Raw genomic sequence first — 19367 nt, 5'->3', positions numbered from 1 at the left:
CCCGTCGCGTTCGCGCGGCGGCCCGTGTCTAGTCCGCCGCGGCGGTCAGCTTCGTGCGTTCCGCCTCGCCGTAGACGATGGTCGGCCCGCGCTCGGCGCGGATCTTTTCGCGCAGCCGCACCGGCACCGCGAGGCCGTCGGTTACCTGCACGTCGATTGCGTAGGAATCGACGATGATCCGCGCGTCGTCCTGCTCCTTGCCATAGGCCAGCGCCGCGTCGATCTCGTCGTCGTCCAAAATCCGAGCCTCGGCAATGTCGAGCGTCCACCCGCCTTGCGGGTCAAGGAAGACCACCAGCCCGTTGTCCAGCCGGTTGGCGGTGACCACCTTGGCGGGGCCGGATGTCGCTGCCTTGAACATGCGCGTTCTCCCGAAACTCTAGGCGGCCAGTGCCGAAAGCGGCGCCGGCGCGGCGGCGATCGCGCCTTCGGCAACGACCTCGCCGATGATGAAGAGGACCGGCCCGGTCATGTCCGGCCGCGCCGCGATGCCCGCCAGTTCGTCGAGCCGCCCGGCATAGGCCCGGCGGTCGGCGCGCGAAGCGTTCTCGACGACCGCGACCGGTGTCGAGGCCGCGATCCCGGATTCGATCAGCCGTGCCGCGACCCGGGCGGCGACCGAACGGCCCATGTAGACCGCGACCGTCGCGCCGGTCAGCGCCAGTCCCGCCCAGCCGGGCAGCGTATCGCCGTCGGCGTCATGGCCGGTGGCGAAGACCAGCGACGAGGCGCCTCTCCGTTTCCCTGTCGCGCCGTCGGCGCTCCCCGCCTCTTGGTCGCGCAGCGTCAGCGGAATCTCGGCTTCCGCCGCTGCCGCGAAAGCCGCGGTGATACCGGGCACGACGTCGAAGGAAACGTTTGCAGCCCGCAGCGCCGCCATTTCCTCGCCGGCGCGGCCGAAGATCAGCGGATCGCCGGACTTCAGGCGCACGACCCGGTTGCCCTTCTTCGCTTCATGGACGAGCAGCGCGTTGATCTCGTCCTGCGACAGCGAATGGTTGCCCTTGGCCTTGCCGACATAGATGCGCCGCGCGTCGCGGCGGCCCTGGGCAACGATCGCCTCCGGCACCAGCCGGTCATGGAGGATGACGTCCGCTTCCTGCAGGGCGCGCTGGGCACGCAGAGTCAGGAGGTCCTCCGCCCCCGGTCCCGCGCCGACCAGCGACACGTGGCCCGAAAGGTTCGGTGCGATCTCAAGCATTCGCCGCGCCTCGCCCTCGGCTTCGTCCATGCGGCCGGCGAAGACGTTCTGCGCCACGCTGCCGGAGAAGAAGCGCGCCCAGAAGCGTCGACGGTCGGTGACGGTGGCAAGCGACCGGGTGACGGTTTCGCGCAGCTTGTCGGCGAGCCCGGCAAGGTCGCCGAAGGCCGGCGCCAGCAATCCCTCGATCCGCGCCCGGACGTGGCGGGAAAGCACCGGCGCCACGCCCTCGCTGCCGATCGCCACCGCCAGCGGTGCGCGGTTGACGAGAGCGGGCGTATAGAAGTCGCAGAGCTCCGGCCGGTCGACGACGTTGATCGGCACGCCAGCCTGATGGGCCAGAGCCCGGATCGCGCAGTCGGTTTCCTGGGCTCCCGTCGCCGCGAAAACCAGTGCCGCGCCGTCGAGGTCCTCGACGGTCGGCAGGCGCGCCTGCCAGTCGGCATGGGCGGCGATCAGGTCGACCCCAGTCTGCTTGTCGAGCGCTGCGGCGAAGACGACGATCTCGGCCTTGGTCTCGGACAGGAGCCGGACCTTGGCGGCGGCTTCTTCCCCGCCGCCGACGACCACGACGCGGCGGCCCTCGACTTTGTGAAAGGCGGGAAAAACACCAAGTTTGCGCTGGCTCTCGGGCATTCAGGTCTCCACGACGGAAGCGCCCGGCCCGGACGGTAGGCCGGGGAGGCGTTTCTCCTCGTGAAGAGATTTAGTGAATAGGGGGCGGGCGAACGAAGCCGGCGGTTCCAATCTCTCCGGCCCTGGGAGAAAAAGAATCCAGCCGGCGGCGCCTAATCAGACGGAAACCGCTCTGCCGGCGCTCATGTCCGCTTGCGCTTGTAGGCCTTGCCCTTGTCGTCGAAGACGTGGAGGTCCTTGGCCAGCGCCGCAAGCTCGACCGTTTCGCCACGATTGACGTCGACGATCCCGACCAGCTTGGCCAGCACCGGCTCCTCGTAATTGCCGACCTTGACGTAGATCAGCGTCACTTCGCCGAGCTTCTCGACGATCTCGACCGTGCCGGTGAAGATCGTCTCGCCGCCATTGGCAAGCTTGAGGTCCTCCGGCCGGACGCCGACCATGCCCTTGCTGCCCTTGGCGCTGCCGGGTACCGCCACGTCGGTGGTGACCGGGTTGCCGCCCTCCGCCCGCACCACCGATGACTCGCCGCCCGCTTCGATGACGCAGGGCACGACATTCATCGCTGGCGAGCCGATGAACTGGGCGACGAACAGGTTGTCGGGGTGGAGATAAAGCTCCATCGGCGTACCGACCTGCTCGACCAGCCCGGCGTTGAGCACGACGATGCGGTCGGCGAGCGTCATCGCCTCGACCTGGTCGTGGGTGACGTAGATCATCGTCGTGTCGACCATCCGCTCGTTGAGCTTGGAAATCTCGATGCGGGTGGCGACGCGCAGCGCCGCGTCGAGGTTCGACAGCGGCTCGTCGAACAGGAAGACCTGCGGATCGCGGACGATGGCGCGGCCGATCGCGACGCGCTGACGCTGGCCGCCGGAGAGCTGGCGCGGCAGGCGGGTGAGGAGAGGGGTGAGCTGCAGCATCTCGGCCGCCGCGCTGACCCGCTTCTGGATCTCGTCGCTGCTGGCCCGGGCCAGCTTCATGCCGAAGGCCATGTTGTTGAAGACGCTCATGTGCGGATAGAGCGCGTAGGACTGGAACACCATGGCTATGCCGCGCTTCGACGGCGGCACGTCGTTGACCACGTTGTCGGCGATCTTCAGCGTGCCGCTGGTGATCTCCTCGAGTCCGGCGATCAATCGCAGAAGCGTGGACTTGCCGCATCCCGACGGGCCGACGAAGACGATGAATTCGCCTTGCTGGATGTCGAGATCGACGCCCTTGATGACGTCGACCGCGCCAAAGGACTTCTTGAGATCGATGAGTTCAACGGCTGCCATGATGTCCTACCTTGATCACCCTTTGACGGAGCCCGCGAGCAGCCCGCGGACGAGGAACCGCTGCAGCGAGAAGAACACAGCGACCGGAACGAGGATTGAAACGAAGGCGGAGGCGGTGAGGATTTCCCAGTTACCGCCACGCGAGCCAAGCAGTTCCCTCAGCCGCCCGGTCAGCACCAATTGGTCGGAGCTGTTGGACAGGAAGACCATCGCCACCAGCAGGTCGTTCCACACCCACAGGAACTGGAAGATCGCGAAGGCGGCCAGCGCCGGCATCGACAGCGGCAGCACGATCCGCATGAAGATGTCGAAGTCGCTGGCCCCGTCGATCCGCGCCGATTCCATGATCTCGCCGGGAAGGCCGCGGATGTAGTTGCGCAACAGGTAGATGGCGAGCGGCATGCCGAAGCCGGTATGCGCCAGCCATATCCCGACATAGGTCTTGGCCGGCACCCCAAAGATTTCGCCGACGTCGTTGTAGAGCTTGAGCAGCGGTATCAGCGACATCTGCAGTGGCACCACCAGCAGCCCGACAACCACCGAAAGCAGCAAGGCCCGACCGGGGAATTTCATCCAGGCCAGCGCATAGGCGGCGAAGGCCGCGATCAGGATCGGGATGATCGTCGCTGGAACCGCCACCGTCAGCGAGTTGATGAAGGACTGGCCGATCCCCTCGGAACTCAGCACCTCCTCGTAATTCTGCAGCGTGAATTCGGGTGGGAAGGCGGCGGTATAGAACAGCCGTTGCCCCCGCGACCCCTCGAACGGTTCGGGCGACGTCAGCCGGTAGGAGCCGTCCGGGTTGATCGTGACGGTTCCCCCGTCCTTGAGGTCCGCCGTCGTCCCGGCATCGAACGCTTCCGGGTCCTGGATCGAGATGCCGAAGCGCGTCACCTCCGCGCCGCCATCGGCCTCGAACAGGTTGCCGGAGATGACGTAGACCGGCGCTTCCTCGACCTGGTCTGCGGGCGGGTTGGCGCGGCCGACTTCGTTGCGTTCGGTGGTGGTCAGCGCCGTCCACCAGCCGGACACCGCCAGGAGATCCTTGTCACGCAGCGAGCTGACCAGCAGCCCGAAGGTCGGCATCACCCAGAGGATGACGATCACCAGGACGGCGATGTGGACAATACCGTTGCCCGTGCGGCCCTGGCCGGCGATCCCGCTCATCTCACCGTTCCTCCGCGTTCATGCGCCGGATGTTCCAGATCATGATCGGGATGACGGCGATCATGATGACCACGGCGATGGTCGCGCCGCGGCCGAAGTCGCCGCCGCCGCGGAACATCCAGTCGAACATCAGGTTGGCCAGCACCTGCGTGTCCCATTGCCCGTTGGTCATCGCCAGCACGATGTCGAAGACCTTGAGGACGAGGATGGTGATCGTCGTCCACACAACGGCGATGGTCCCCCAGATCTGCGGGATCATGATGTAGAAGAAGAGCTGCCAGCCCCTGGCGCCGTCGATGATCGCCGCCTCGATCGTCTCGTCGGGAACGCCGCGCAGCGCCGCCGAGAGGATGACCATGGCGAAGCCGGTCTGGATCCAGACCAGGATGATCATCAGGAAGAAGTTGTTCCAGAAGGGGATGGTGATCCACGCCTCCGGCGCGAAGCCGAGTCCCTCGACGATGGCGTTAAGCAGGCCGATCTGCGTCGATCCCTCGCTCCGGTAGTCATAGATGAATTTCCAGATCACGCTGGCGCCGATGAACGAGATCGCCATCGGCATGAAGATCAGGCTCTTGGCGATATTGCCCCACCAGATGCGGTCGGTGAGATAGGCGATCAGCAGGCCGAAGCCTGTGCTCAGCGCCGGCACGACGATCAGCCACAGGAGGTTGTTGAAGATCGAACTGCGGAAGCTGGTGTCGCCGAACGCCCAGACATAGTTGGACAGGCCGACGAATTCCTCGCCGCTGCGGTCATAGAAGCTCAGGCGAATCGAGTCGAAGACCGGGTAGACAAGGTAGACGCCAAGCACGAGCAGCGCCGGTCCGAGAAACAGCCACGGACGGATGACCGAGGAGATTTTCTGGTTGCGGACGGCGCGCGGGCTGGCATCGCGAAACGGAAAGATGAGGTCGAGAATGGTGTTTGCGGCGAAATAGTAGAGGGCACACGCGCCAACACCCAGCACGATTGCCACGAGGGCGCCCAGCAGTTGCTGCATCCGTTCCCCCCAACTCTGGCCGGACCGCCGCCGACCGTTTTCTTGATCCTACGGTCAATTCCGACCGTCGGCCACAACCCCGTCCCCTGGCTGTGGAAATCCGGGCCGGCTGACAGCCGGCCCGGTATGTGGTGTCGGTCGCCTACTTGATGGCGTCCCAGGACTTCTGGATTTCCGCCGTCACGTCCTCGGCGGATTCGCCGCCGACGTAGTTGACCATGCCTGTCCAGAAGGTTCCGGCGCCGATCGCGCCCGGCATCAGGTCCGATCCGTCGAAGCGGAACGTCGTCGCGCCCAGCAGGATCTCGTTCTGCCCCTTCAGCGTGTCGCTCGGGAAGACATCGGTGTTGACCCCCTTGAGCGGGGTCAGGAAGCTCCAGTCCGCCATCGCGACTTCATGCGAAATCGGCGTCTTCAGGAACTCGATGAAAGCCCTGGCGGCTTCCGAGTCCTTGGTGATGGCGAACAGCGTTCCGCCACCGAGCACCGGCTTGCCGAGATCCTTTTCCGCATAGGCGGGGAAGTAGAAGAAGTCGGCGGTGCCGGGTTCTGTCCCCTCCGGGAAGAAGACCGGGATGAACGACGCCTGACGATGCATGTAGCACTTCGGCGGCGACGAGAAGAGGCCCTTCGGGCTGTCGCGGAAGTCGGCCGAGGCGACCGCTGCCGCGCCGCCATCGACATAGTCGTCGTTCTTGGCGAACCAGCCGAACTCGTCGATCGCCGCAACGACGCGCGGATCGTTGAACGGAATCTCGTTGGAAACCCACTCGTCATAGACTTCCGGCGGCTGCGTGCGCAGCATCAGGTCCTCGACCCAGTCGGTCGCTGGCCAGCCAGTGGCGCCGCCCGATCCGAGCCCGATGCACCACGGCGTGCCGCCATCGGCGACGATCTGTTCCGTGAGCGCCTTCAGGTCTTCCATCGTCTGCGGGACTTCGTAGCCGGCATCCTCGAAATTCTCCGGCACGTACCAGACGAGGCTCTTGAGGTCGGCCTTCCACGGGAAAGCGAAGAACTCACGGTTGCCGTCCTTATCGGGATAGGTGCTGAGGTCGACCCAGGACTGGCCGGCCGCATAGTTGTCCACCATCCACTTCTCGGTCTCTTCGCCGAGCGGCACCAGTGCGCCCTTAGACGCAAGGTTGGCGGCGAGGCCCGGCTGCGGGAAGATCGCGATATTCGGCGGGCTTCCGGCCTGGGTGTCGATGACGATCTGCTGCTCGAAGGAATCGGAGCCGGCATTCTCGATCGTGGCGCCCGTGGCCTCCGCGAAGTAGGCGAGCACCGCTTCGAAGCCGTCCTTGTCGCCCGTGAGCCACGGGCCGAAGATCGAAAGCGTCTGGCCGCTCAAATCGTATTTGGCGGCGAAGTCCTCGTAGCTCTTCCAGTTGAACCGCGTGTCCTCGCCGATCGGGTATTTGAGATCCTGCGCCGTCGCCGATCCGGCGGTCAGCGCGATTCCTGCTGCAAAGGTAAGGAGAGTGAGACGAAGCTTCATTGCGTGAACCTCCCTGAAGACTTCTGACCTGGAGGATCAGGACACGGACGTCCGTCCGCCGGAAATGGCGGAAAGCGGCACGCGTCGAAGCTCCTCCCTCGAAAACGCTCTGGCGTCTGAAACGCAAATCCAATTCAAAGCGCTTTGGCCATGATCATCGCCGACAAGGTCCGATTGAGTCAAGCCGCCGATTCGCGTCAGTGGGGCGGTCGGTCGAGCGTTAAACGAGAATAATCGAGCCAAACCGCCAGTTCCGGATACTTGTGGTTTCCGGTCGGATCGTCGGCCGCGAGCCAGCCTTGAAGGGCGAGCGTCGCCGGCCGTGCCGAAGGACCAGGCCCTTGCGTCCCGATTTGAAAGCGCTTTGAATAGTGGCGGGAGGAAGTTTGCATTGATCAAGCTCAAGGACCTTGCCGAAAGGCTGGGTCTGTCGCCGACCACTGTCAGCCGGGCCCTCAACGGCTATCCCGAGGTCAACGAGAAGACCCGGCAGCGTGTGCTGGAGGTCGCCCGGCAGTTCGACTATCGCCCCAACGCCAGCGCCCGACGCCTCGCGACCGGGCGCGCCGGGGCGATCGGCGCGGTGCTGCCGACCAACCGCAATCTCCTCGTCGATCCCCATTTCGTCGAATTCCTCGCCGGTATCGGCGAGCGCCTGGTCGAGGACGAGATCGACATTGTCCTGTCGCCGACCACCGGCGACGACGAGATGGCGAGCTACCGCCGCATGGCGGCCGGCACCCGCGTCGATGCGATCATCCTGTCGAGCCCGATGGTCGACGATCCGCGGGTTCCGCTCCTGCTCAAGCTCGGCTTTCCGTTCGTCATTCACGGCCGAACCGGCGAGAAGGCGGCGGCCCATGCCTGGCTCGACATCGACAACGAGGGCGGCTTCCGCCACGCCACCAACCACCTTCTCGATCTCGGCCATGAGCGCATCGGCCTGATCAACGGCGAGTTGCGCTTCACCTATGCGATCTATCGCGAGGGCGGCTATCGCGAGGCGCTCAGGTCGCGCGGCATCGAGGCCGATCCGCGCCTGATGGCGAATGGCACGATGACCGACGAGTTCGGCTACCGCGCGACGCAGCGCTTCCTCGCCGAGCAGCCGCCGCCCACCGCCATCGTCGTCGGTTCGATGATGCTGGCCCTCGGCGCTTTCCGCGCCCTGCGCTCCGCCGGCCTCGAACTCGGCAAGGACGTCTCGATCATCGCCCATGACGACGTCTTCCCCTTCCTCAATGCCGACCGCATGGTGCCGCCGATGTCGACCACCCGCTCGTCGATTCGCTCGGCCGGCACCCGCGTCGCCGAGATCGCCATTGATCTCCTGACCGGCCATCCGCCCGCCAGGCTGCAGGAGCTCTGGCCGGTCGATCTCGTCATCCGCGGCTCGACCGGGCCGGCCCCCGGCCGCTGATCCGCCCGGCTTGACGCGCGTCGGCGCTTGCCACACAAGCCCGCTATCGAAAACGCTCCCGATTTTCGGGGACGGCTGCGCCGTGATGGAAGGATCTCTTCGAGAATGACTGCAAGGGAAGATGCCGCGCTGATCGTCGTCGACTGGGGCACGACCAACCTCCGCGCGATGCTGCTCGCCGCCGACGGCGCGACGCTCGCCGAGGCCGGCAGCGACGATGGCATCGGCAGTGTCGCGGCGGGTGGCCACGAGGCGGCCTTCGAGCGGCTGGTCGCCGACTGGCCGAAGGTGCCGGCACTGATGGCCGGGATGATCGGCAGCCGCCAGGGCTGGCGCGAGGTGCCGTATGTCACCTGCCCGGCAACGCCCGCCGCCATCGCCGCCGGTATCCTGCGCTTCGAGACGACCGCCGGTCGCCCCGTCGCCATCGTTCCCGGCGTCATGGTCCGCTCGGCCGACCGCGACGGCGATGTCATCCGTGGCGAGGAGACCCAGATGGTCGGGCTGCTCGGTCGCGACGGCGGCTATGACGGCCTCGCCATCCTCCCCGGCACTCATTCCAAATGGGCGACGATGCAGGATGGCGCCATCGCCGATTTCCAGACCTTCCTGACCGGCGAATTGTTCCACCTCTTCACCAGCCATTCCTTCCTTCGCCATTCGGTGACGGCCGGGGATGGCGACCTCTCGACGTTTGAGGACTTCGCCCTCGGCGTCCGCCGCACCGTAGAAGAGGGGCTGCCCTTCCTCGCCGCGATCTTTTCGGTCCGGGCCCGCCAGCTTCTCGATGGCACCGACCAGCACGCCAACCGCGCCTATCTTTCCGGCCTGGTCATCGGCGGCGAGATCGCCGCCGCCCGCGCCGCCGGCCGGTTGCCCGAATCCGGTGCCGTCGGCATCGTCGGCGCCCGGTCGCTGGCCCGCGCCTATCGGAAGGCCTTCGAGGTCGCCGGGATCGCGACCGAGACCCTCGACGGTACGGAAATGGTTCTCGCCGGCCTGACCCGGCTGGCGCGCGAAATCGACTTTCTGCCGCAGGGAACGCAGCCATGAATGACGCCATCTTCGCCGGTCATCCGCCCCTCGTCGCCATCCTGCGCGGCATCCGACCGGAGGAGGCCGCGCCGGTCCTGGAGGCGCTGGTCGCCGCCGGCATCGGCCTGATCGAGGTGCCGCTCAATTCGCCGGATCCGCTCGACAGCATCGCCATCATGGCGCGCGCTGCCGGCACCCGGGCGGTGGTCGGCGCCGGCACCGTCCTGTCGGTCGAACAGGTCGACGCGGTCGCTGCCGCCGGCGGGCGCATCGTCGTCTCGCCCAACTGCGACGCCGCGGTGATCGCTGCTACCAAGGCAGCCGGCATGACGTCCTTCCCCGGCGTCTTCACCGCGACCGAGGCGCTTGCCGCCATTCGCGCAGGCGCCGACGCGCTGAAGTTCTTCCCCGGTGACCTGCTCGGCCCCTCCGGCATCAAGGCGATCGCCACCATCCTGCCGCCGGACGTGCCGTTGCTCGCCGTTGGCGGTGTCGACGCCTCCAATCTCGGTGACTACCTCAAGGTCGGTGTCGCCGGCTTCGGCATCGGCTCCAGCCTCTACAAGCCGGGCATGACGGCGGAAGACGTTGGCGCCAGGGCGCGCGATATGGTCGCCGCATATGAGGCATGCGCCGCCGGCTGAGCCTGCCACTGGTTGGGGATCGGCCGCGTTCCTATCTAGAGGGCCATCCCCGACAACCGGAGGCTCGGCCATGACCGGCATTCATCACGTTACCGCCATCGCGGGCAGGGCGGACCGCAACGTCGATTTCTACACCCGCCTCCTCGGCCTTCGCCTCGTCAAGCGGACCGTCAACTTCGACGACCCGACGACGTGGCATCTCTATTTCGGCGACGAAGAGGGCCGGCCCGGCACCATCCTCACCTTCTTCCCGTGGGAGCATGCCGCCGCCGGCCGCCGTGGCATCGGCGAGACCAGCGAGACCGCTTTCCGCGTTCCCGCCGCGTCGATGGGCTACTGGTTGCATCGCTTCGTCGAGAAGGGCGTCTCCCATCAGTCGCCGGCCCGGCGCTTCGACGCGCCGGTTCTTCGCTTCACTGATCCCGATGGCACCAGCCTCGCGCTGGTCGGCGTCGCCGGCGCGGAGAACGAGCCTGCCTGGGACAATGGCGACGTCCCGGCCGAGCACGCGGTGCGCGGCTTCCACGGCGTCACGCTGATGCTGGAGCAGGCGGCCCCGACCGCGGCGATCCTCACCGGTGTGCTCGGCTTTGCCGAGGCGGGCAACGAGGAGGGCGTCCACCGCTTCCAGGCGGAGGGCGTACCCTTTGGCGGCGTCGTCGACATCCACGAGGTGGGCGGCTTCCTGCCCGGCCGTTCGGGCAAGGGGTCCGTACATCACATCGCCTTCCGGGCAGCGGACGATGCCGCCCAGACCGCGATGGCGCGCAAGCTCGCCGACGAATTCCGGCTGTGGCCGACGGAGCAGAAGGACCGGCAGTATTTCCGGTCGGTCTATTTCCGCGAGCCCGGTGGCGTCCTCTTCGAGATCGCCACCGACCAGCCGGGCTTCGCCGTCGACGAGCCGCTCGCCGCGCTTGGTTCGACGCTGAAGCTGCCGCCCTTCCTCGAGCCGCGGCGGCCCGGCATCGAGGCGGCGCTGCCGCCGCTGGAGCCGGAAGCGGCCGTGGCGGGCGCCACCTGATCTGACAACGCCGGGGCGGTGGGACGGCCGCCCCGGCGCTCTCGGCAAACGCCGCCCTCCGTGACATAGTCGCCGCGACGCAAGCGCGAGGGAGGACGACCGGGACCATGGCGGGCATTTTCGACGAGGGGCTTGAGCGCAACCCCGCCAATTTCGCGGCACTCTCGCCGGTCAGCTTCGTCGAGCGCAGCGCCGAGATCTACGGCGACCTGCCGGCGATGATCCATGGCGCCCGCCGTTACGACTGGGCGACGCTGCGCGATCGCTCGGCCCGCCTCGCCGCCGCCCTCCGCGCGATGGGTGTCGAGCGCGGCGGCACCGTCAGCACCATGCTTGCCAACACCCCGGAGATGATCGAGGCCCACTACGCCGTGCCGGCGCTCGGCGCGGTAATCAACGCCCTCAACACCCGCCTCGATGCCGGTCTCCTCGCCCTCCAGATGAACCATTGCGAGGCTTCGGTCCTCCTCACCGATCGTGAGTTTTCGTCGGTCGTCGCCGAGGCGCTGCGCATCCTCGAAGCCGACTATGGCCGCACGCTGAGGGTCGTCGATGTCTGCGACAGCGAGTATACCGGCCCCGGCGACCGCCTCGGTGCCGATGAATACGAGGCGCTGCTCGCCGCCCATCCGCCGCTCGCCGTGCTCGAAGGGCCGCCGGACGAGTGGGACGCCATCGCCGTCAGCTACACCTCCGGCACGACGGGTGCGCCGAAGGGCGTCGTCACCAGCCATCGCGGCGCCTATCTCAACGCAGTCTCCAACGTCGTCACCTGGGCGATGCCCAACTTCTCGGTCTACCTCTGGACCCTGCCGATGTTCCATTGCAGCGGCTGGTGCTTCCCGTGGACGATGGCCCTGCTCGGCGGCACCCATGTCTGCCTCCGCAAGGTCGAGGCCGCCGCGATCCTGGGCGCGATCCGCGACCACAAGGCCGATCACTATTGCGGCGCGCCGATCGTCCACACCCTTCTGATCAACGCCGATCCCGCCTTGCGCGAAGGCATCGACCACCGCGTCAAGGGCATGGTCGCCGCCGCTTCGCCCTCCGCCGCGATGATCGAGGGCATGGCCAGGCTCGGCTTCGACATCACCCATGTCTACGGCCTGACCGAGGTCTACGGACCCGCCTCGGTCTGCGTGAAGCGCCCGTCCTGGGAGAAGGAGCCGCTGGCCGAGCAGGTCCGCCTCAATGGGCGCCAGGGCGTCCGCTATCCGCTCCAGGAGGGGATGACGGTGATGGATCCCGACACGATGGCCGAAACCCCCGCCGACGGCGAGACGATGGGCGAGATCATGTTCCGCGGCAACATCACCATGAAGGGCTACCTGAAGGATCGCGCCGCGACCGAGTCGGCCTTCCGCGGCGGCTGGTTCCACAGCGGCGACCTCGCCGCGATGGAGCCCGACCGCTACGTCAAGATCAAGGACCGCAGCAAGGACATCATCATCTCCGGCGGCGAGAACATCTCGTCGATCGAGATCGAGGACGCGCTCTTCCGTCATCCCGCCATCGCCGCCTGCGCGGTCGTCGCCATGCCCGATCCGAAATGGGGCGAGACGCCGCTGGCCTTCATCGAGCTCGCCCCCGGCGCGGACGTCACCGCCGAAGACGTCATCGCCCATTGCCGCAAGCATCTCGCCGGCTTCAAGATCCCGCGCGCCGTCCGCTTCGAAGAGATTCCAAAGACCGCCACCGGCAAGATCCAGAAACACCTCTTGCGCAAGCGCGCGCAGTCGACCGCCGCAATCGGATAGCCCGCCAGGAACAGTGCCATGACCGATACCGAAGCCCCCATCGTCCTCAGCGAGCGCAATGCCGATGGCGTGGTGCGGTTGACGCTGAACCGGCCGCGCGCCTTCAACGCCCTTTCCGAGGCAATGCTCGCCGCCCTTCAGAGCGAGCTCAAGCGCGTCGCCGACGACGAGACGGCCCGCATCGTCGTCATCGCCGGGGCGGGCAGGGCCTTTTGCGCCGGCCACGACCTCAAGGAGATGCGCGCCGCGCCATCGCAGGCCTATTACGAAGACCTCTTCGGCCAGTGCACGGCGACAATGCTCGCCATCCAGCGCCTGCCGCTGCCGGTCATCGCCCGCGTCCACGGCATTGCCACGGCGGCCGGCTGCCAGCTCGTCGCCATGTGCGATCTCGCTGTCGCCGCCGATGACGCGCGCTTCGCCGTCAGCGGCGTCAACTACGGCCTGTTCTGTTCGACGCCGAGCGTCGCCCTGTCGCGCAACGTGTTGCGCAAGCAGGCGATGGAGATGCTGCTCACCGGCGACTTCATCGATGCCGCCGAGGCGAAGGCGCGCGGCCTCGTCAATCGCGTCGCGCCGCTCGAAAGCCTCGACGCCGAGGTCGACGCGCTGATCGCGCGGATTATCGACAAGCCGCGCGTCGCCATCGCCATCGGCAAGGAACAGTTCTACCGCCAGGTCGAGACCGGCATCGCCGAGGCCTATGTCATCGCCGGCGAGGCGATGGCCTGCAACATGATGGACGAGGCGGCGCTGGAAGGCGTCCAGGCCTTTATCGACAAGCGCCCGCCCGCCTGGCGTCGCACCGGCTGACGCCGGCCGTCACCGCGCCAGTCCCTCGGCCAGCAGGTCGAAGACGAAGCGCATCCGCCGGCTGGTGCTCAACTCGCGATGCGCCGTCAGCCAGATCGAGAACGGCACCGGCGCCAGGTCCGGCAGCGCGCGCCGCACCAGCGGCTCCGCGTCGCCGACATCCTCGCTCATCACCCCGATCCCCAGCCCCTGCTTCACCGCCTCCCATTGAAAGAGCTGGTTGGCGCTGACGAGCGGGAAATGGGCCTGGGTCAGCTTCAGCCCCAGCCCGTTGAGATAGCCGATCAGCTCGTCGGTGCGGTCGAAGCCGATGAAGTCGACGGAGCTGAGATCGTCCGTAGCCGAAGGATTGCCGACCCGATCGAGATAACCCGGCGTCGCGTAGAGCCGCCCCCGGCCGTCGCGGACCTTGCGGGCGATCAGGTCCGGCTGCGTCGGCCGGAAGCTGCGGATGGCGATATCCGCCTCGCGCCGCTGCAGGTCGCTGGTCGCGTTGGTGGCGACCACCTCGATGGTGATACCCGGCTCTTCCGCGCGCAGCCGGGCAAGGATCGGCGGCAGCAGGAAGGCCGCATCGACCTCGCCGGCCGAGATGCAGATCGGCCCTTCGAGCGACTGCGACTGGCCCGAGGCGGCCAGCGACATCCGGTTGGCGGCCTCGCCCATCGCCCGCACATGGTCGAGCAGGTCGAGCCCGCTCGGTGTCAGCGTCAGGCCCCGGCCGACGCGCTCGAAAAGCACCACGCCGAGTTCCGCCTCCAGCGCGTCGACCTGCCGGCCGAGCGTCGGCTGGGTCATGCCCAGCGCCCGCGCCGCCGCCGACAGCGAGCCTTCCTCGGCCGTCACCAGAAACGCCCGGGCCCGGTTCCAGTCGAAGGTGACCGATCGCCAATCCATGCGAAAACGCATATCATCCGAACGAATTCAGTCAATTCCTGTAAGAAATGTGCATGGATATATCTCCCGTCACAAACCGACGCATAATCGCATCCAGACGGGAGACAGATCGATGAAAGCCGCAGTCTTCGAGAAATACGGGTCCGCCGACGTCATCGCGGTCAAGGACGTTCCGCGCCCCGAAATCGCCGACAACCAGATCCTGGTCAAGGTCTTCGCCACCACGGTGACCACCGCCGACTGGCGTATCCGTGCCTCGGCCTTTCCCGGCATCATGTGGCTGCCGGGGCGGCTGATGATGGGCCTCTTCGCACCGAAGAAGAAAATCCTCGGCGTCGAGTTTTCCGGCCGGGTCGTCTCGGTCGGCGACAAGGTCACCCGTTTCCGGATGGGCGATGCGGTCTTCGGTTTCTCCGGCGATGGCGCCCATGCCGAATATGTGGCGATCGCCGAGGATGGCCCGGTCGTGCCGAAGCCGGAAGCCGTCGGCTATGACGAGGCGGCAAGCATCCCCTTCGGGGCGGTCTCCGCCCTGGTCTTCCTGCGCGACTTCGCCAGAATCCAGCCCGGCCACAAGGTTCTGGTCGCCGGCGCTTCCGGCGGCGTCGGGGGCTACGCGGTGCAGCTCGCCAGACACTTCGGCGCCGAGGTGACCGCCGTCACCAGCACGGCGAATGTCGACCTCGTCCGTTCGCTCGGCGCCGACCACGTCGTCGACTATACGCAGGCGGACTATACCCGCGGTGGTGAGACCTACGACATCGTCATCGATACTGCCGGCACCACCACCTTCGCCGCCGCGAAGCGCGTCCTGGCGAAGACCGGCGTCTTCGTCCCGCTCGAATTCGGCGCGCGCGAAATCCGCCAGGCGCTGGTCAGCCGCATGACCGGCGGCCCGAAGGTGGTGATTGGCGTCAGCGGCGACAGCCGTGAGGATCTGGCCTTTCTTGCTCCGCTCATGGAAAGCGGCGAACTCCGCTCGGTCATCGACAGCCGCTACCCGCTCGGCCGGATCGCCGACGCCCACCGCCGCGTCGAGAGCCGCCACAAGACCGGCGCAGTCGTCGTCACGGTAGCGCCCGCATCAGTCCCGGCCGCCGTCGAGTCCGGCATCCGCGCCGCCTGACAGAGGGCCGGGTGGCGAGGGGGGAGCGCTTCCCTCCACCGCCCCCGGCCGCGCCCGGCTATGCCGCGGCGCATCGAAAAGCTCCGGCCGTTCGACCAGCAGGGTCTCGAGATACTTCACCGAGCCCGAGGTGTGCTCGCGCATCCGCGCCTCGGTCGTCGCCTGGTCGCGCGCTGCGATCGCGTCGAGGATGGCGACATGCTGTTCGGCCACCTGTCTGATCTTGCCGGGCTCCGGCACATGCAGGAAGCGGATGCGGTCGAGATGCGCCTTCTTGACGTGGATCGCGCTCCACAGCCGCCCCATCCCGGCCGTGTCGAACAGCCACGCATGCATCTGGTCGTCGAGCCCGGTGAAGCGCGCGAAGTCGCCGCTCGACGCGACGGCGTTCTGCTGGATGACGAGGTTGCGCGCCGGCGACAGGTCGAGATTGTCCATGCCGCAAAGCCTGAGGGCGATCGCCACCTCCAGGTGCTCGCGCATGAACTGCGCCTGCCGCACCTCGTCGGGATCGATCGCTGCGATGAAGGTGCCGAATTGCGGAGCGACCGTCACCAGCCCGTGGTCGGCCAGCCGCAGGATCGCCTCGCGGACCGGCGTCCGGCTGACCTTGAAGAAATCCGCCGTGGTCTTTTCCGACAGCGCCTGGCCCGGCTGGAGGTCGAGCTGGACCACCATGCGCCGCAACTCATCGTATATCTGGTCGGCGATGGACCGTCGTCGGTTGAGAATCATTAATTGGCTCCGTCACTTGTCTACCCGGAAACCGGGCGGACGCCCTTTTCGCCAAGCGGCCTGTTGACAAGGGGCGACCAAATAGCGCTACCATACTAGTGCATTAGAAAGCAAAGGGGCGGATCCCGCGCTTCACGTCTTTGCCAAGGGTCGGGTGCCGTTCGGGAGCGGGCTGCCGGGAAGGGCGGTCCGGATCCAGTCCAATCGTTAGCGATTTCCAGGGAGGAAACCGATGAACCTGAGAGCGACGCTGTTCGCCGCGGCCGCGGCCGTGAGCCTGGCAGCCATTCCCCATGCCGCGATGGCGGCCGATTACACCCTGCGGCTCGGCCACGTGCTCGCGCCGACCGATCCGTTGAGCATTGCCGCCGAGGGCATGAAGAAGTCGATCGAGGAGCGGACCGATGGCAATGTCGAGGTCCAGATCTTCACCAACTCGCAGCTTGGCGACACCCAGGACATGGTGGATCAGGCGCAGGCCGGGGCCAATGTCGGCACCTTCGGCGACGCGTCGCGTTTCGGCCAGTTCGTGCCGGCGTTCAACGTCCTTGCCGCGCCCTATGCCTTCGCCAGCGTCGAGGAGCTTGACGACTTCGTCAACGGCCCGACCTTCGCCAAATGGAACGAGGAACTGGCGGCCAAGACCGGCCTGACCATCCTCTCCTTCGACTGGTATCAGGGCGCGCGCAACATGCTGACCCAGAGGCCGATCACCACGCCGGCCGACCTTGAAGGCGTCCGTATCCGGACCATCGGTCAGCCGTTGTGGATCGCCACCATCGGTGCCATGGGCGCCGTGCCGACGCCGCTTGCCTGGGCCGAGGTCTACCCGTCGATCCAGACCGGCGTGATCGATGGCGCCGAGGCCCAGCCCGCCGCGATCTGGGGGGCGAAGCTCTTCGAGGTGGTCAGCGACATCACCGTCACCGAGCACATCTACCTGATGAGCGGCCTTGTGGTTTCCGACGCCTGGTTCAAGTCGCTGCCTGAGGAGTATCAGGCGATCGTCAAGGAAGAGGCGGTCCGCTGGGGCAAGGAAGCGCTGAAGATGAATGTCGAAGGCGCCGACAAGATCTTTGCCGACATCGAGGCTACCGGCGTCAAGGTCGCGCACATCGATACGACCCCGTTCCGCGAAGCGGTCAAGCCGGTCTATGAGGAACTCGGGCTGACCGACCTGATCGCCGAGGTCCAGAAGGAAGTCATGAACTGACGGCTTCCCGATGATCGCCCCGCCGTCGCCGCGCGGCGGCGGGGCACGTCTCGCTGCCGCCCGCTGTCATCCGTGAACCGGCCGGTCGTCATCCCTTCGTCGCTCGCATGGGACCTGCGTCGTCCATGATCGCCCGCGCCCTGAATGTGCTGCGCTTCGTCGAGCGCACGGCCGCCGCTGGCCTGCTCGTCATCCTCGTCGCCATCGTCTTTGCCGGCGCGGTCGGCCGCTATGGCGGCCATCCGGTCATCTGGTCGGATGAAGTCGCCCAGGCGCTGTTCATCTGGGTGTCGATGCTTGCCGCCGACCTCACCCTCCAGCGCCACGGCCACTTCTCGATCGACATTCTCGCCAGCCTGCTGCCGGTGCGCGCCCGCTTCATTCTCGACATGGTCGTCATCCTGCTGCTCGCGGCGCTGCTGGCGTTGCTCATCCTCAACGGCTTCCGTTTTGCCAGCATGACGGCGGGGCGACCGATGCCGATGCTTGGCCTGCCGTCCTCGGTGGCGACAGCCGCCTTGCCCGTCGGCTTCGCGCTGATGATGGTCACGTTGATCGAGCAGGCAATCCATCGCATTCGCCATCGCGAGGAACCGCCGGCCGACCACAACGCCTCCGAGGTCATGTGATGCTGACCACGGTCGCGATCCTGTTCTTCCTGTTCCTGTTCATCAACGTGCCGGTTGCCTTCGCCTTGGCGCTCGCCACGATTCCCGCCTTCCTGTTCACCGACTACATGCCGATGACCGTCGCCATCCAGCGCATGTATGGCGCGACGCTGTCCTTCCCGCTTCTCGCGGTGCCCTTCTTCATTCTCGCCGGCAACCTGATGAACACCAGCGGCATCACCGAGCGCCTGCTGCGCTTCGCGCGGCTGCTCACAGGCTGGATGGCGGGCGGTCTCGCCCAGGTGTCGATCGTGCTGTCCGCCCTTATGGGCGGCATCTCGGGGGCCGCCGTCGCCGATGCCGCGATGGAGGCGCGGATCCTCGGCCCGACAATGGCCGAGCGTGGCTATGACAAGGGCTTCACCGCCGCGGTGATCGCCTTCTCATCGGTGATTACCGCAACGATCCCGCCAAGCATCGGACTGATCCTGTTCGGATTCATCTCGGAAGTCTCGATCGGCCGGCTCCTGCTCGGCGGCGTCGTCCCGGGCCTGCTGATGATGGCGACCCTGATGACCGTCACCTCGATCATCGCGCACAAGCGCGGCTACAAGCCCGAACTCCCGGCCCGCCCCACCTTCCGCGAACTGGCGGTGAGTTTCCGCCAATGCTTCTGGGCGCTGGTCTTTCCCGTCTTCCTGCTGGTAGGCTTCCGCTTCGGATTCTTCACCGCCACCGAGGCCGGCGCCGTCGTCGTCGTCTATGCGCTGGTCATCGGCGTCGTGGTCTATCGCGAGATGACCGTCAGGTCGCTGATCGAGGCGCTCAACCACTCGGTCGTCGACATCGGCATGGTGATGCTGATCATCATCATGGCGGCGGTCCTCGGCCATGCGATCACCATCGAGCAGGCCCCGGCGGCGATCACCGGCTTCCTCACCGAATTCGCCGGCCACCCCTACCTGACGCTGCTCGCCGTGCTGCTCATCCTGTTCGTTGCCGGGATGGTGATGGAGGCGACCGTCAACGTGCTGCTGCTGACGCCGCTCCTCCTGCCGGCGCTGGTCGCGCAAGGGTTCGATCCGGTGCATGTCGGCGTCGTGATGATCATCATCGCCACGTCGGGCGGCAACACGCCACCGGTCGGCGTCATCATGTACACCGTCTGCGGCATCATCAAATGCAGCTTTGCCGAATTCGTCCGCTGGTCATGGCCGTTCATCCTCGCCATGGCCATCCTGATAACCGCGCTGGCGCTCGTCCCCGACCTCGTCCTCTTCCTGCCCGACCACCTGATGTAGCCGGCG

18 protein-coding genes are annotated in these 19367 nt (G+C 66.7%); 10 read left to right on the top strand and 8 right to left on the bottom strand.

From position 1 onward, the window contains the following. Nucleotides 1–28 precede the first annotated feature (28 nt). From BLT60_RS12815 to BLT60_RS12790, 6 genes are all read right to left on the bottom strand, one after another. Entirely contained in the window at nt 29–361 is a 333-nt protein-coding gene (locus tag BLT60_RS12815; RefSeq protein ID WP_090876863.1) for a DUF2849 domain-containing protein, read from the bottom strand. Nucleotides 362–379: 18 nt separating this feature from the next. Next, nucleotides 380–1837, bottom strand: a complete 1458-nt coding sequence (cysG, locus tag BLT60_RS12810) for a siroheme synthase CysG (RefSeq protein WP_090876862.1) — start codon at nt 1835–1837, stop codon at nt 380–382. A gap of 182 nt (nt 1838–2019) precedes the next feature. After that, a complete protein-coding gene (locus BLT60_RS12805; protein WP_090876861.1) occupies nt 2020–3117 on the bottom strand; it encodes an ABC transporter ATP-binding protein in 1098 nt (365 codons plus the stop codon). Nucleotides 3118–3132: 15 nt separating this feature from the next. Then, entirely contained in the window at nt 3133–4284 is a 1152-nt protein-coding gene (locus BLT60_RS12800) for a carbohydrate ABC transporter permease (RefSeq protein ID WP_090876860.1), read from the bottom strand. Nucleotide 4285: 1 nt separating this feature from the next. Continuing rightward, on the bottom strand, nt 4286–5287 hold the full coding sequence (locus BLT60_RS12795) for a carbohydrate ABC transporter permease (RefSeq protein WP_090876859.1): 1002 nt from the start codon (nt 5285–5287) through the stop codon (nt 4286–4288). A gap of 142 nt (nt 5288–5429) precedes the next feature. Beyond that, entirely contained in the window at nt 5430–6788 is a 1359-nt protein-coding gene (locus BLT60_RS12790) for an ABC transporter substrate-binding protein (protein WP_090876858.1), read from the bottom strand. A gap of 394 nt (nt 6789–7182) precedes the next feature. Here BLT60_RS12790 and BLT60_RS12785 point away from each other — a divergent pair, with 394 nt between their 5' ends. The 6 genes from BLT60_RS12785 to BLT60_RS12760 all read left to right on the top strand — a co-directional run bounded on the left by BLT60_RS12785 (nt 7183) and on the right by BLT60_RS12760 (nt 13481). Continuing rightward, nucleotides 7183–8208 carry a substrate-binding domain-containing protein gene (locus BLT60_RS12785; RefSeq protein ID WP_090877152.1) on the top strand — a complete coding sequence of 342 codons (1026 nt, stop codon included), beginning with the start codon at nt 7183–7185 and terminating at the stop codon, nt 8206–8208. Between the two features lie 105 nt (nt 8209–8313). Continuing rightward, complete coding sequence (locus tag BLT60_RS12780) at nt 8314–9261, top strand: 2-dehydro-3-deoxygalactonokinase (RefSeq protein ID WP_090876857.1); 948 nt, start codon at nt 8314–8316, stop codon at nt 9259–9261. Next, entirely contained in the window at nt 9258–9887 is a 630-nt protein-coding gene (locus BLT60_RS12775; protein WP_090876856.1) for a 2-dehydro-3-deoxy-6-phosphogalactonate aldolase, read from the top strand. Before BLT60_RS12780 ends, BLT60_RS12775 begins: the two co-directional genes overlap by 4 nt. A gap of 70 nt (nt 9888–9957) precedes the next feature. After that, complete coding sequence (locus BLT60_RS12770) at nt 9958–10911, top strand: ring-cleaving dioxygenase (protein WP_090876855.1); 954 nt, start codon at nt 9958–9960, stop codon at nt 10909–10911. A gap of 107 nt (nt 10912–11018) precedes the next feature. After that, nucleotides 11019–12668, top strand: a complete 1650-nt coding sequence (locus tag BLT60_RS12765) for an acyl-CoA synthetase (RefSeq protein WP_090876854.1) — start codon at nt 11019–11021, stop codon at nt 12666–12668. A gap of 18 nt (nt 12669–12686) precedes the next feature. Further along, nucleotides 12687–13481, top strand: a complete 795-nt coding sequence (locus tag BLT60_RS12760; protein WP_090876853.1) for an enoyl-CoA hydratase — start codon at nt 12687–12689, stop codon at nt 13479–13481. A gap of 9 nt (nt 13482–13490) precedes the next feature. Here the strand turns inward: BLT60_RS12760 and BLT60_RS12755 are convergent, their stop codons facing one another. Continuing rightward, nucleotides 13491–14378: a LysR family transcriptional regulator gene (locus BLT60_RS12755; protein ID WP_090876852.1), complete on the bottom strand. Its 888-nt coding sequence runs from the start codon at nt 14376–14378 to the stop codon at nt 13491–13493. A 112-nt stretch (nt 14379–14490) separates the two neighbouring features. Here BLT60_RS12755 and BLT60_RS12750 point away from each other — a divergent pair, with 112 nt between their 5' ends. Then, nucleotides 14491–15504 (top strand): NAD(P)-dependent alcohol dehydrogenase, encoded by a 1014-nt coding sequence (locus BLT60_RS12750; protein ID WP_175478420.1) that lies wholly within the window; start codon nt 14491–14493, stop codon nt 15502–15504. On the opposite strand, the gene BLT60_RS12745 is transcribed toward BLT60_RS12750, so the two are convergent. Next, nucleotides 15463–16239: a GntR family transcriptional regulator gene (locus BLT60_RS12745; RefSeq protein ID WP_090876851.1), complete on the bottom strand. Its 777-nt coding sequence runs from the start codon at nt 16237–16239 to the stop codon at nt 15463–15465. The genes BLT60_RS12750 and BLT60_RS12745 overlap by 42 nt on opposite strands. Before the next feature lie 232 nt (nt 16240–16471). On the opposite strand from BLT60_RS12745, the gene BLT60_RS12740 reads away from it, so the two are divergent. From BLT60_RS12740 to BLT60_RS12730, 3 genes are all read left to right on the top strand, one after another. Beyond that, nucleotides 16472–17452, top strand: coding sequence for a C4-dicarboxylate TRAP transporter substrate-binding protein (locus BLT60_RS12740; RefSeq protein WP_090876850.1), 981 nt, complete (start codon nt 16472–16474; stop codon nt 17450–17452). Between the two features lie 125 nt (nt 17453–17577). Then, on the top strand, nt 17578–18081 hold the full coding sequence (locus tag BLT60_RS12735; RefSeq protein WP_175478419.1) for a TRAP transporter small permease: 504 nt from the start codon (nt 17578–17580) through the stop codon (nt 18079–18081). After that, entirely contained in the window at nt 18081–19361 is a 1281-nt protein-coding gene (locus tag BLT60_RS12730; protein WP_090876848.1) for a TRAP transporter large permease, read from the top strand. Before BLT60_RS12735 ends, BLT60_RS12730 begins: the two co-directional genes overlap by 1 nt. Nucleotides 19362–19367 lie beyond the last annotated feature (6 nt).

Source organism: Bauldia litoralis (assembly GCF_900104485.1).
Lineage (GTDB): Bacteria > Pseudomonadota > Alphaproteobacteria > Rhizobiales > Kaistiaceae > Bauldia > Bauldia litoralis.
Note: the sequence above shows the minus strand (reverse complement) of the source record. Positions and strands in the feature narration are given on the sequence as shown.

Excerpts from the sequence above, each read along its gene's own strand:
- BLT60_RS12815 (WP_090876863.1), bottom strand. The coding sequence starts at position 361 with ATGTTCAAGGCAGCGACATCCGGCCCCGCCAAGGTGGTCACCGCCAAC.
- cysG (WP_090876862.1), bottom strand. The coding sequence starts at position 1,837 with ATGCCCGAGAGCCAGCGCAAACTTGGTGTTTTTCCCGCCTTTCACAAA.
- BLT60_RS12805 (WP_090876861.1), bottom strand. The coding sequence starts at position 3,117 with ATGGCAGCCGTTGAACTCATCGATCTCAAGAAGTCCTTTGGCGCGGTC.
- BLT60_RS12800 (WP_090876860.1), bottom strand. The coding sequence starts at position 4,284 with ATGAGCGGGATCGCCGGCCAGGGCCGCACGGGCAACGGTATTGTCCAC.
- BLT60_RS12795 (WP_090876859.1), bottom strand. The coding sequence starts at position 5,287 with ATGCAGCAACTGCTGGGCGCCCTCGTGGCAATCGTGCTGGGTGTTGGC.
- BLT60_RS12790 (WP_090876858.1), bottom strand. The coding sequence starts at position 6,788 with ATGAAGCTTCGTCTCACTCTCCTTACCTTTGCAGCAGGAATCGCGCTG.
- BLT60_RS12780 (WP_090876857.1), top strand. The coding sequence starts at position 8,314 with ATGACTGCAAGGGAAGATGCCGCGCTGATCGTCGTCGACTGGGGCACG.
- BLT60_RS12775 (WP_090876856.1), top strand. The coding sequence starts at position 9,258 with ATGAATGACGCCATCTTCGCCGGTCATCCGCCCCTCGTCGCCATCCTG.
- BLT60_RS12770 (WP_090876855.1), top strand. The coding sequence starts at position 9,958 with ATGACCGGCATTCATCACGTTACCGCCATCGCGGGCAGGGCGGACCGC.
- BLT60_RS12765 (WP_090876854.1), top strand. The coding sequence starts at position 11,019 with ATGGCGGGCATTTTCGACGAGGGGCTTGAGCGCAACCCCGCCAATTTC.
- BLT60_RS12760 (WP_090876853.1), top strand. The coding sequence starts at position 12,687 with ATGACCGATACCGAAGCCCCCATCGTCCTCAGCGAGCGCAATGCCGAT.
- BLT60_RS12755 (WP_090876852.1), bottom strand. The coding sequence starts at position 14,378 with ATGGATTGGCGATCGGTCACCTTCGACTGGAACCGGGCCCGGGCGTTT.
- BLT60_RS12750 (WP_175478420.1), top strand. The coding sequence starts at position 14,491 with ATGAAAGCCGCAGTCTTCGAGAAATACGGGTCCGCCGACGTCATCGCG.
- BLT60_RS12745 (WP_090876851.1), bottom strand. The coding sequence starts at position 16,239 with ATGATTCTCAACCGACGACGGTCCATCGCCGACCAGATATACGATGAG.
- BLT60_RS12740 (WP_090876850.1), top strand. The coding sequence starts at position 16,472 with ATGAACCTGAGAGCGACGCTGTTCGCCGCGGCCGCGGCCGTGAGCCTG.
- BLT60_RS12735 (WP_175478419.1), top strand. The coding sequence starts at position 17,578 with ATGATCGCCCGCGCCCTGAATGTGCTGCGCTTCGTCGAGCGCACGGCC.
- BLT60_RS12730 (WP_090876848.1), top strand. The coding sequence starts at position 18,081 with ATGCTGACCACGGTCGCGATCCTGTTCTTCCTGTTCCTGTTCATCAAC.